This is a genomic window from Salipiger mangrovisoli (assembly GCF_015223355.1).
Taxonomy (GTDB): domain Bacteria; phylum Pseudomonadota; class Alphaproteobacteria; order Rhodobacterales; family Rhodobacteraceae; genus Salipiger; species Salipiger mangrovisoli.
The window spans coordinates 1-1,376 of the sequence record NZ_JADFFK010000089.1 but is presented as its reverse complement, the minus strand read 5'-3'; the positions used below and the strand labels follow the sequence as shown (position 1 = coordinate 1,376).

Sequence of the window (1,376 nt, the reverse complement as noted above, 5' to 3'; positions counted from 1 at the left end):
GATAGTGCCCCCGCGCGTGGTGTAGGAGCGTCGACCTTCGGAGAGGTCCGGGTCTGATCAGGATGCCACGGCGGGCAACCTGACGGTGGGATTGTCGGTGACGCGGGCCAGGGTTTCAAGGCTCATGTATCGCCGCGCCACTGCCCATTCATCGTTGGTTTCGAGCATCAGAGCGCCGACGAGGCGGATGATGGCGGCGTCGTTCGGGAAGATCCCGATGACATCCGCACGTCGCTTTACCTCTCGGTTCACCCGCTCCAGCGGGTTGGTCGAAGCGATCTGGGTCCAGTGCTCTCGAGGGAACGACATGTAGGCCAACACATCGTCGCGGGAGTTGTCCATCAGGGCGCCGAGCTTGGGCTGTTTCTCCCGAAGGGCGTCCGCCACGACGGCCCACTGGTTCTCGGCGTCGGCCTTGCTTTCCTGGGCGAAGACCGTCTTCAACATCGCCGCCACTGCCGTGCGCTGTTTCGCAGGGGCATGCGCCAGGGCATTGCGCATCCAGTGGATGCGGCAGCGCTGATGAGTGGCGTTGAAGACCCGGCGCGCGGCGGCCCGCAGGCCCTTGTGGTCGTCGGCGATGACCAGCTTGACGCCACGCAGGCCCCGGTCGGCGAGGCTGCGCAGGAAATCAGTCCAGAACACCTCCGCCTCGGATGGACCGGTTGCGACACCCAGAACCTCGCGCTTGCCGTCCTCGTTGACCGCCACCGCGAGTATCACCGCCTTGCTGATGATGCGCCCGCCCTCTCTGACCTTCAGGTATGTGGCGTCCAACCACAGGTAGGGCCACGCGCCTTCAAGCGGCCGCGACAGGAAGGCGTCGACCCGCTCGTCGATTTCCATGCACAACCGGCTGACTTGGCTCTTAGACATGCCGCCAGCTCCCATGGCCTTCACCAGGTCATCCACGGACCGCGTGGAGATGCCGTGAACGTAAGCCTCCTGGATCACCGCCACCAATGCCTTCTCGGCTGTCCGCCGCGGTTCAAGGAAGCTGGGGAAATAGCTGCCCTTGCGCAGCTTCGGAATCTCTAGCGCGATCCGGCCGGCACGCGTATCCCAATCCCGCTCCCGGTATCCATTCCGCTGGGCCTCTCGCATTGGCGAGCGCGTGCCCTTGGCCGCGCCGGTCCGCGCTTCGATCTCGGCCTCCATGATGCGCTCGGCTGCAAAGGCCAGCATCTCGCGCACGAGATCGCCATCAGCCTGCTTCTCAACCAGCTCCATCAGAGCCATTCTGTCGTCGGTCATCGTCATCTCCGCCTCAGGTTTCAGGTGTCGCAACCCAAACCTACTCCGAAGATCGACGATGACCGCCAGCCTCGCGATCAGCGACGCTCGCGGCTTCCTACACCACGCCGCGGGGCACTATC

The 1,376-nt window shown here is 64.5% G+C and carries 1 protein-coding gene; it reads right to left on the bottom strand.

All coding sequences use genetic code 11. The features are described from left to right. Positions 1 to 57 precede the first annotated feature (57 nt). On the bottom strand, positions 58 to 1,254 hold the full coding sequence (locus tag IQ782_RS29575; RefSeq protein WP_194138235.1) for an IS256 family transposase: 1,197 nt from the start codon (positions 1,252 to 1,254) through the stop codon (positions 58 to 60). Positions 1,255 to 1,376: the final 122 nt, after the last annotated feature.

Coding starts and splice junctions, on each gene's coding strand:
- IQ782_RS29575 (WP_194138235.1), bottom strand. CDS start 1,254: ATGACCGACGACAGAATGGCTCTGATGGAGCTGGTTGAGAAGCAGGCT.